The organism is Bacillus litorisediminis, assembly GCF_022808645.1.
Classification (GTDB): Bacteria; Bacillota; Bacilli; order Bacillales; family JC228; genus Bacillus_BF; species Bacillus_BF litorisediminis.
In genome coordinates, this window is record NZ_JAKZKT010000080.1 from 1 (window position 1) to 8,872 (window position 8,872).

11 protein-coding genes are annotated in these 8,872 nt (G+C 36.9%); 4 read left to right on the top strand and 7 right to left on the bottom strand.

The window, feature by feature from the left end:
• Nucleotides 1–174: 174 nt before the first annotated feature.
• Together MLE14_RS21300 and MLE14_RS21305 are read right to left on the bottom strand one after the other, a co-directional pair.
• Entirely contained in the window at nt 175–582 is a 408-nt protein-coding gene (locus tag MLE14_RS21300) for an NUDIX hydrolase (protein WP_243300421.1), read from the bottom strand.
• 605 nt (nt 583–1,187) lie between these two features.
• A complete protein-coding gene (locus MLE14_RS21305) occupies nt 1,188–1,577 on the bottom strand; it encodes a cupredoxin domain-containing protein (protein ID WP_243300422.1) in 390 nt (129 codons plus the stop codon).
• Nucleotides 1,578–2,090: 513 nt separating this feature from the next.
• On the opposite strand from MLE14_RS21305, the gene MLE14_RS21310 reads away from it, so the two are divergent.
• Complete coding sequence (locus tag MLE14_RS21310; RefSeq protein ID WP_243300423.1) at nt 2,091–2,681, top strand: hypothetical protein; 591 nt, start codon at nt 2,091–2,093, stop codon at nt 2,679–2,681.
• A gap of 247 nt (nt 2,682–2,928) precedes the next feature.
• On the opposite strand, the gene MLE14_RS21315 is transcribed toward MLE14_RS21310, so the two are convergent.
• The 4 genes from MLE14_RS21315 to MLE14_RS21330 all read right to left on the bottom strand — a co-directional run bounded on the left by MLE14_RS21315 (nt 2,929) and on the right by MLE14_RS21330 (nt 5,877).
• The gene (locus MLE14_RS21315; protein ID WP_243300424.1) at nt 2,929–3,474 is read right to left on the bottom strand and encodes a DUF1697 domain-containing protein; all 546 of its coding nucleotides are present in this window, start codon (nt 3,472–3,474) and stop codon (nt 2,929–2,931) included.
• Nucleotides 3,475–3,658: 184 nt separating this feature from the next.
• Complete coding sequence (locus MLE14_RS21320) at nt 3,659–3,826, bottom strand: hypothetical protein (RefSeq protein ID WP_243300425.1); 168 nt, start codon at nt 3,824–3,826, stop codon at nt 3,659–3,661.
• 199 nt (nt 3,827–4,025) lie between these two features.
• Nucleotides 4,026–4,427 (bottom strand): VOC family protein, encoded by a 402-nt coding sequence (locus tag MLE14_RS21325; protein ID WP_243300426.1) that lies wholly within the window; start codon nt 4,425–4,427, stop codon nt 4,026–4,028.
• 475 nt (nt 4,428–4,902) lie between these two features.
• On the bottom strand, nt 4,903–5,877 hold the full coding sequence (locus MLE14_RS21330; RefSeq protein ID WP_243300427.1) for a quinone oxidoreductase family protein: 975 nt from the start codon (nt 5,875–5,877) through the stop codon (nt 4,903–4,905).
• Nucleotides 5,878–5,979: 102 nt separating this feature from the next.
• On the opposite strand from MLE14_RS21330, the gene MLE14_RS21335 reads away from it, so the two are divergent.
• Entirely contained in the window at nt 5,980–6,921 is a 942-nt protein-coding gene (locus tag MLE14_RS21335) for a helix-turn-helix transcriptional regulator (protein ID WP_243300428.1), read from the top strand.
• A 202-nt stretch (nt 6,922–7,123) separates the two neighbouring features.
• The gene (locus tag MLE14_RS21340) at nt 7,124–7,282 is read left to right on the top strand and encodes a hypothetical protein (RefSeq protein ID WP_243300429.1); all 159 of its coding nucleotides are present in this window, start codon (nt 7,124–7,126) and stop codon (nt 7,280–7,282) included.
• Between the two features lie 77 nt (nt 7,283–7,359).
• Here MLE14_RS21340 and MLE14_RS21345 read toward each other — a convergent pair whose 3' ends face one another.
• Nucleotides 7,360–7,764, bottom strand: coding sequence for a carboxymuconolactone decarboxylase family protein (locus MLE14_RS21345; protein WP_243300430.1), 405 nt, complete (start codon nt 7,762–7,764; stop codon nt 7,360–7,362).
• Nucleotides 7,765–7,887: 123 nt separating this feature from the next.
• On the opposite strand from MLE14_RS21345, the gene MLE14_RS21350 reads away from it, so the two are divergent.
• Entirely contained in the window at nt 7,888–8,328 is a 441-nt protein-coding gene (locus MLE14_RS21350) for an Lrp/AsnC family transcriptional regulator (RefSeq protein WP_243300431.1), read from the top strand.
• Nucleotides 8,329–8,872 lie beyond the last annotated feature (544 nt).

The following is an 8,872-nucleotide window of genomic DNA, read 5'->3' on the forward strand; positions in this document are numbered from 1 at the left end:
GTGTCTTGCCCCTACCCGGGGCAAGACACCCTAACACCCAGTTCCTCCCACTAATGGAAGCTAGAATTTATTAAGTGGCTCACTTTTGAAGTGATCACTCTGGCTCAATTTAATATTGACAAAAACAAAAATCGTTATTAGATCTCAAACATAACATTAACATTATAATTAAACTTAAAATTCAACATAAAAAGGATGAAGACTTTCATTTAAGGTATATTCAATTCTTTGTTTAAAATTTCCCCATATAACCATTTCTAAAGCTTTATTAATAGGAAAAAATCCTACTTCTAAGCTTTCTGAACTTGTAGTTAATTCTCCTCCAATGGCTTTTCCCAAAAATAATGTATTACAAATTGAACCATTAACATTTTGAAAAACCCCACAAAACTTTTCTATTTCAATATCAATACCCGTCTCTTCCTTTGTTTCTCTAATTGCAGCGTTCATTAAGGATTCACCCTCTTCAACTTGTCCGCCAGGCATTTCCCATCCCCTTCTAGGTCCTTTTATTAATAATATTTCATTTCGATTGTTTAAAACAATTGTAGCCGCTGAAACTATATGTTTTGGCGTTACCATATACCCCACTCCTCTTTAATTAATCTTCTTACTTAAATTGCTAATTAAAATGGTTAAACACGTTGCCACAACAATCTTTATTTCTAAATAAATAAACTAAAATATTTAGGGCAGATAATCCTATAACTGAAAAAAACAAGATAAATGAGACGGGATCTCCAGCTAAATTTAATTCATCTGCCATGATACCAATTTGCCAAAGGCTTATAGCAGAAATGAGTGAACAAATGATAGAAATACTTATAACCGAAAAACCATTTATAAATTTACTTTTTTGAAAAAATATAAAGAGTATTAGAATGGATACAAAAACAATGAATATTGGTCTTAGATAATCGAACTGTACAAACTCGTGCATACGGATTCCCCTCAAGTTTATTGATATAATAACTGACAATCTAATTTTAACATAATATTCCAAATGCATGTTCATAATCTGAAAATAACAAAAGAAAAAGATTGCCACCTTGGCGTATGCAATTGCTAAGTCTCTTAAGCTGTGGATAGAAGCTCTCTAGCCATAGCTCTTTTTTATTGGATAAAATGCAACATAAAAGAAAAGATAGATGCTAAAAAGCAGGACCAGACTGAACTGGCCCTGCTTTTTATTGGACTATTACTGTTCCAACCATTCCTTCCCTGACATGGTATCTGCAAATCAGTTCATATGTACCGGGTTTTTCCGGTTTCACGGTAATGGTTTTCTCTTTCCCTGGCTGGACTTCGGCGTCAATTCCGAGCTTTTCCACGGTGAAGGTGTGCTCTTTATTACCTTGGTTTTTCAGTATCAGCGTGGTCGTTCTTCCATTTGGAATAGTAATGACTTTCGGATTAAAATAATCATCGTTCAACTCGACCTCAATCGCCTTCACCGTTTCCATAGGCTGTGTTACTGCACCGGATTCGGCAAAAACGCTGAGTGAGCCTGGAGTTATCACAACCATTATCATTGCAAACAAAACGACTATTCCTATTAACCATTTTTTCACACACAATCCCTCCTTTCTTAAATACTATTTTTTTCAATTCGCTAAAAATTATCACGATAATTTTGGGTCCAGCATTCGCTCCGCTAGATAAATGACTATGCAAAAAAGCGCTATTCCTTCTTGAATTTATACTAATACCCTTTAGATAAAGATAAAAATGTAAGGTAGCCCTAATAAGACTACCTTACATTTTTTATATTTTATAAATGTTTTTTTACCAATTAATAGATCCAAATCGACAGATATTAGTGCTGTTTCCTTATTTAAAGCCAAGGACAAGATGCCATGATTGCCCAAGGAGGCAGGAGCAATGAAAGATTAAAAACCACTCAGAGTGTATTTTTATTTTTCAGTTTGCTTATCTCATTTGGATTTGTTCTTTATTATTTAGATAACAACTTTCCAACTTATCAGCAAGAACTTAAGAAGATTGTAATTAAGTTCGCATTTATAGATAAAAACCACATCGTGTGGTTTATAATTTAATTGCCTGTATAAGATAAGTTGGGGGGAATTGAGATGAGTAAAAAAAGTTTAACTGCCGTACTCTGTTTAGCAATAATTGCAGTAATTTATTTTTGGACATTACGTCTTACTAGTCCTACTCAACCTCCAATTTTGGCTAATCCTGCTATTTCTACAACATCCTTAGAAGAACGAATCTGTGAAAGAGTATCAGCACAATTTGGCGATTGCAAAAAAATTCTTTTGTTTGATGCGGATTCAAAATTAGTTTTTGCCGAGAGTAGTTCAGGAATCATTCCTGTGCTTACCAATAAAGGGTTTACTGACTATAAAAAGTTTATTTATCCAATGTTGGATTTCCAGGAGTTTAACGAAGAGAAAGAGGAGAGAGGGCCAATAGATTGGCGAGCTGAAAATAATGTACAAAAGGATCTTTCTGTTATATACGGATTTGCCGAAGACGATGCAAAGACCATAGTGATTAATAGTGAAGGCAACATACAGCCAAACAGGTTTTACGTTCGGGATAACTTATGGGTTTGGTATGTTACTTTCCAAAAAGATAAAGTTAAATTGCCAGTTAAGGTAACAATTTATGGTGAAGATGGTCAAATTATTTTTGGAGAAAATCAAAAAGAATATTGAAGGGTTAACAAAATGAAAACATACAAGAACAAAAAAAGGATGCAAACAGTATATCAAAATTAATTTTATAGATTTAATATGTTAATGAATCCTTCTTGAATTAACCTGCCATTTCAATGCTTAAACAAAAAAGCGGATAATCCTTCTCAGAATCAACAAGTATTTTACCACAGAAAATGAAATGTCAATTCGTTCTTTCTATTCCAGCATCAAAGAGGCAGAAAAAAAGGTGTAGTTATCATCGGAACTAACTGGTTTGTGCTTGCATCAATTGATATATCTTACGAACGGTGTTGACATTTCTTATCGTAACTTGTTTGTAAATCTTTGATCCAATGATCTTTGACATACCGCTTTTGGTTACATTTTTCTTGTCAACCGACCATAGGATTGCGCCGGGGACATATTTTACCGTGTCAATATTCGGTTTAATGACGAGATTCCCAAGTACAGATTCATCATCAATTTCATCCCATAAAAACATGACATCACTTTTCATATCTTTGTCATTTTTCCATGTGTCCGGAATAGCGTTAGTGATTTCTCTGACATCATTGATACTTAAAACTACTACTTTAATTTGTAATCCGAAATCATGGTGTATCGCTTCTTCCAAACAACTTGATAATTCAAATTTTGATAGACCTTTGTATGAAAAAATAATATTACCTGTATTGATATATGTCACCACATCAGTCATCCCGACTTGTTCAAAGGTTTGTTTAAGTAACTTCATATCAATTTTATTTTTTCCACCCACATTAATCCCTCGAAGAAGTGCGATATAAACCATAACCATCCTCCTTTGAACTCTTTTACTTCTAAATCCATTAATCTTGTTGAATACACCTGTTATGCTACATGCTCCGTCAGCTCAATCAACTTTAAACCAAAAAAGCTATCCGGTTTTGATTACTTACCCATTACTTAGTACAGCTGTTCAAGTTTTTATCTGATAGTGTAAAACTTGATTTAATTTAAAGCTGTGCTTTTTCATAAAGTTTAATATGCCCACTGCTCATCGCATATACAATGCCACTATTTCTCCTGCCATATTTTTCGCAATACCCTTTAAGATCTGCAGATAAATATAGCTTCTCATATCCTTTTTCAGCTGCCTCTAATAGACCGTGTTGCAACAGCATAAATCCAATTCTTCTCTTCCCTATGTGCTACATCAACGAACAAGCAAATAATCCACGGGCATATGTCTTAACGGAGTTGTGACCAAACTAATTTTAACATAATATTCCAACCAAAGGTGTAACTTTCTCCTTCTATGCAAAAGGAAAGAGATCGGCTTTAACCGATCTTTTCTGTTAAACTCTAACATCCATTACTTGGCTAACTATCAGGAGCTACAAGTTCTACTTTTATTCTATCCGGGTCTTCAAAATAAACGGCATAATGATTTTTTCCTCCGGCAAAAGGATGTTGGTTCGGATAAAGAATATGGAATCCTCTATCTTTTAATTTGTTTGTCATTTCATCAACGTGTTGCCGTGAACTTGCGTAAAAAGCGAGATGATTAAGTCCTACTCGGCATCGATGATAAGGAACATCTAAAAACCTTTCCTCTGCTTGTACAAAAACGATGTAGGTATCACCGATTTTCCAACTGCGTCCCTTTTCCCAATCTTGAAATGGAGTGTAGCCTAATTCTTCAAGAAACCAACTCCAAAAATGTATGGTCCTTTTTATATCAGATACATATATTTCAATATGATGGAGTAACCCCTTTGTCAATGAAACCCCCCTATCTTTTTCTAATGAAAAAAGAGTGTTAATTTCTCTTGTACTCACCCCAAATGTTAAACACTAACTAACATTTGGGGTGAGTACATCTGGGATCAACTCTACTTCTTAATATAATCTATTTTGTTTACAAACTATGTCAGTAGCATTAATTGTAAGTCTTTACAGTAGAGGGTTCGCATTCATAAAATTTATCAATTAACGCTTTTGGGGTAGAATCTACTAATTGCCATGAAATGATATTTTTTCTGCAAAAATTGTTACTCTGCCATGTGGTCAAGCAAATGAACTAATTGAGCCACGCCAACCTCCCGAACATTCGTTTGTATTTAGTATATCAAACGAACGTTCGTTTTGGAAGAGTTTGCTGAGGCAACTTGATATACAAATTGTATTTTTCTTCCACGCATCCCCAACAAACTCTTGACAGTTGTAAAAGTCCCGTGTTCCCATGTTCTGCATGTCGTTAGTGATTCACTTGCAGACAAATTTTCCCCAAATAATGATTGTTAAGGGCTGCATGAGCCTTATTGGCATCCTTTAAAGCAAAAATATGACTGATGTGAACGGTTAACCTACTTTGTGTGATATAACGATGAAGTCGGGCAATAATCTCAGGGGCGGGTTCGCCGTGATATCCTGCAGCTCTGATTCCTGCGGGTATCCGTAGTTCAGGGTGTATTCCGTAAGGGTATACGAGTCGCCCGCCAATACGGAGACAGTTGACAGCAGCATTAGCCACTTCTCCCCCTGCGGTAAAAATAGCTGCATCAAATCCAGAAGGTGCAAATTTCCTTGCCATCGAAGTGATATCCCCATCTTTGCCGTTTACAACAGTATCGCAGCCAAGCGTCTTCATCATGACAACGCCGTCTTCACCCGAAGCAATTGCGAATACACGGGCTCCCAATGCCTTCGCCAACTGCACGGCGATATGTCCAACCCCGCCGCTGGCGCCGAAGATCAGAATAGATTCCCCTTGTCGTAGTTGCAGTACATCCTCCAGTCCGCGCAATGCGGTAATTCCGACTCCAGAAATAACCGCCGCCTCCTGAATCGTTAATCCTTCCGGAATTCGGGACACATACTTCGCATTGACGGCCGCATATTCCGCATAGAAGCCGCCCTTAGGATTCAAAAAGGCAGGTGCATAGACCTGATCTCCCAAGTGAACATTAGACACCTTCTTCCCTCTTGCAATCACGGTACCTGAACCTTCTGAACCGAGAATATAAGGGAAATCTGGATTCATGTTAAGCATTTCCGCATAACCGCCTTGTCGTTCGAATGCATCCCACTCACCAACACCGGCATAAGCAACTCTAATCAATACATCTTCGGGTCCAATCTCAGGAACATCAACCTGCCGATGTATGAGTTCTGCTGGACCGCCAAACCTATAAAGCACTGCAGCCCTCATTGTCTTTGGATGTTTATCCATGGTTACCTCCTCCAAAAAATGAGTTTCTTCTTGCAAAGTCAAACTTATCATAATAACATGTCAATAATTGGCATGTTTTATATCGAAAGAGGAGTGAATTGTATGTCCAAGGCTAAACTGCTATTCGATCTCATCATGTATGTTAATGCAAGACGTCAATTTACCGCTCAGGATGTGGCCTATGAATTTAATATCTCCTTGCGGACAGCACATCGGTACCTTTCAGAACTTGGTGAGATGGGTGTCCCGCTCTATACAGAACCCGGTCGCAACGGCGGCTACCGAGTGTTGGATAATCGGGTACTGCCTCCCATTCTCTTTAACGAGAACGAGGCGTTCTCTATCTTCTTCGCATTCGAGTCGTTGAAATACTACCATTCCCTCCCCTTCAATATTGATATAAAGTTGGTTTCCGACAAACTATATTCAACCCTTCCTGCAGATACGAAGAGGAAGGTGGATCAACTCTCTTCAGTATTAACCTTTTGGAACATAAAAAGAGGGGTCCCCTCACCCTATCTTAAAGAAATCATTGAAGCGGCCATGGAAAAACAAGTCGTGCACATCGAGTATATCTCGAAATCGGGGAATGCCGTAAGAGAAGTAACTCCCATCGGCATCTATGCCTATAATGGTTTCTGGTATATGCCCGGCTTTGATATTGCATGTCGTGAAATAAGATTGTTCCGAACTGATCGAATTCAAGCCTTCAGCAGGTTAAATCGGACTTATGATCCCGAGATGACACTTGACGATTGGTTGATTCGCCATCCAGAGAAGGAACCGGGATCGCCTATACGACTATATGTTGAGTTAACCAGGGAGGGGATTCGGCAATGCAGAAGTCAGCATTGGCTGGAGCCCTATATTGTGATGACAAACGAAGACCAGGGTTATATTGATACAACTATTGATCGTACCGAGATAGAATACGTCTCCCATTACTTTTACCGATTGGGTACTCAAGCTAAAGTACTAGAGCCGCAGGAGATTGTAAACCGCATATGCGTCCTTGCCGAAGAGGTACTGCAGCATTACACGTAAACAATGTGGCAAGGTTAGAAATGAAAATTTTTCGGAATCTGTTTGATTGATGATTAGAGATTGAAATTGTTACCTCCGAGGAATGTCCATGAGTTCAGAAATAATACCAATTCCCGCGTGAATATCGCTCGAATTCTCGGGATATACCGAGTGTTTTTTTGTAATAATAAGACTGTTAAACAATAAGAAGAGGAGGATTTAGATGCAACAGGAGCAACAAACTAAAGAGAATTTGAATTCTATTATGCAACCAGAAGCCGCAGGAACTGATGCACAAAAAGTAAAACAAGACATTCAAAAAGATGTAAGCAAAGGACAAGGTGCAATGACTTCCCGAGAGGCAGGAGCAATGAGAGATTAAAAAACCACCCAGAGTGGTTTTTTATTTTTTTCTCACATCTCTCATTGCGATTCGATGAAGATGCTGTAAATTAAAGATTAAGCTAATTTCATCATAGCACCAAAATACTGTGAAGCAGTAGTAAATGTAATAAACGCGCAAAGCTCGCTGATTTCCTCATCTGACAGGAACTCTTTCAACACATTAAAGGCAGTGTCTGGAATATCCCCTTTTTGTTGAATAAATACCTCTGTAAATCCTATTGCAACAGATATTTTTTCATCGTATAAGTGAGGTTCAGGTTTTCCTTTTGCCTTACAATACTCACAACCATTTTCTTGTGCTAAAGTTCTTCTTACCTGTTCTTTTAACAGTGACGATAGTTTCCCGTCTTTTTCTAGCTGATCTCCCAGACGATTCCACGCAATCATTATTTCCCTGTTATGCCCTAATAGCTTTTGAAAAGGGGTCTCGCCGTAATTTGATTCTTCAATTCTTGCCATATTTAATACCTCCTTGTAGTATGTATAATATCGAATTATTTTGTTGTTTCACATTAAATAAGAAATCGAATTTTAAGTTATTCTTTAATAATTTAACGAATACAGGGGGATTATCATTAAAAAATGAAAATTGATTCTATTGATAAACAAATAATAGATGAATTAAGTGAAAACAGTCGACTTTCGATGAGTGAAATTGGCAGAAAAATCAATTTATCTTCTCCTTCTGTAACAGAGCGTGTACGGAGAATGGAGTCATTTGGAATCATAAAAAAGTATACATTGGAAGTGGATTATGAGAAATTAGGACTTCCAATCCAATGTATTATAGAGGCAACAGTTAAGAACGGGGACTATAAATCTTTTAAGAAGCATATTGGGAGGTTACCAAATGTTGAATTTTGCTATCGGATTGCAGGAAATGCCTGTTATATGCTTAAAATGCAGTTTGACACTTTTAGTAAGGCAGAAGAATTTATTAATGATGTCAGTCCATATGCTCATACTGTCACACATTTCATTTTTTCGCAGGTCCAGACTAATCCAAAAATTAGTTCCCACTAACACTTTTTTAAGTCTTGATGAGCATACTGACACGTTCAATAACTTAAACAAAAATCGTTACTATTGTTTGAATTTAAGCTACCCGTTAAAAAGGACATGTTTTCGCATGTCTTTTAAATTTGTTTTAGATATTTCTTAATATGCTTCCTGGTTTTCGGTATCTAAAAACGCATAATCTGAAAATCCAGATTATACTCATACCCTTATATCGTCTGGTTCTTAAACAACCCCTCCCCCCATAGTTTAATAGCTTCAATAAAGCTAAGATTCTTAAAGTCAAAATCACCATTTGGAGATTCAACTAATTCACCGTAGTGTTAGTAAAAATAGTTAAGGTTCAAATCGGTACATTTTTCCTTGACGTTCACACAAAGGTATAAGTATAATCTAAATCGTAATGATTACGATTTAGAAAAAAGCCCAGTGGTAATATGTCAAGCACCAAAATCAAATGAATTGGAAATTAAAACGTAAGTTGTCTAAACCAAAGCAGATTTTGGGCATGACAAATAAACTTCGCTTTTTCTCTTTTAAAAAAAGAAAA

What these genes read in the sequence shown, in the direction of transcription:
- MLE14_RS21330 (WP_243300427.1), bottom strand. Translation starts at nt 5,877, where the DNA reads ATGGATAAACATCCAAAGACAATGAGGGCTGCAGTGCTTTATAGGTTT.
- MLE14_RS21335 (WP_243300428.1), top strand. Translation starts at nt 5,980, where the DNA reads ATGTCCAAGGCTAAACTGCTATTCGATCTCATCATGTATGTTAATGCA.
- MLE14_RS21345 (WP_243300430.1), bottom strand. Translation starts at nt 7,764, where the DNA reads ATGGCAAGAATTGAAGAATCAAATTACGGCGAGACCCCTTTTCAAAAG.
- MLE14_RS21310 (WP_243300423.1), top strand. Translation starts at nt 2,091, where the DNA reads ATGAGTAAAAAAAGTTTAACTGCCGTACTCTGTTTAGCAATAATTGCA.
- MLE14_RS21300 (WP_243300421.1), bottom strand. Translation starts at nt 582, where the DNA reads ATGGTAACGCCAAAACATATAGTTTCAGCGGCTACAATTGTTTTAAAC.
- MLE14_RS21350 (WP_243300431.1), top strand. Translation starts at nt 7,888, where the DNA reads ATGAAAATTGATTCTATTGATAAACAAATAATAGATGAATTAAGTGAA.
- MLE14_RS21320 (WP_243300425.1), bottom strand. Translation starts at nt 3,826, where the DNA reads ATGCTGTTGCAACACGGTCTATTAGAGGCAGCTGAAAAAGGATATGAG.
- MLE14_RS21340 (WP_243300429.1), top strand. Translation starts at nt 7,124, where the DNA reads ATGCAACAGGAGCAACAAACTAAAGAGAATTTGAATTCTATTATGCAA.
- MLE14_RS21315 (WP_243300424.1), bottom strand. Translation starts at nt 3,474, where the DNA reads ATGGTTTATATCGCACTTCTTCGAGGGATTAATGTGGGTGGAAAAAAT.